The sequence below is a fragment of the Peribacillus sp. N1 genome (assembly GCF_054600815.1).
Genome location: NZ_BAAHZO010000118.1, coordinates 1 through 235 on the forward strand (window position 1 = coordinate 1; position 235 = coordinate 235).

A 235-nucleotide genomic window follows, 5' to 3' on the forward strand; every position below is an offset into this window, starting at 1 on the left:
AATATGGCTTCAGAGTGAACGGTGTGGCTCCAGGCCCTATCTGGACACCGCTGATTCCTGCCTCATTCGGCGTAGAGGATGTTGCCAAATTCGGACAGGATTCTCCAATGGGCCGTGCAGGGCAACCAGAGGAATTGGCACCTGCCTATGTATATTTGGCAAGTGATGATTCATCCTTTGTCAGCGGACATGTCATCCATGTTAACGGCGGGACCGTTGTAAACGGATAAGCCTT

1 protein-coding gene is annotated in these 235 nt (G+C 51.5%); it reads left to right on the plus strand.

All coding sequences use genetic code 11. From position 1 onward, the window contains the following. Positions 1-230: SDR family oxidoreductase (locus tag ACYP5M_RS26775; protein WP_459735757.1), on the plus strand; the 230-nt coding region annotated here is incomplete at its 5' end. Positions 231-235: the final 5 nt, after the last annotated feature.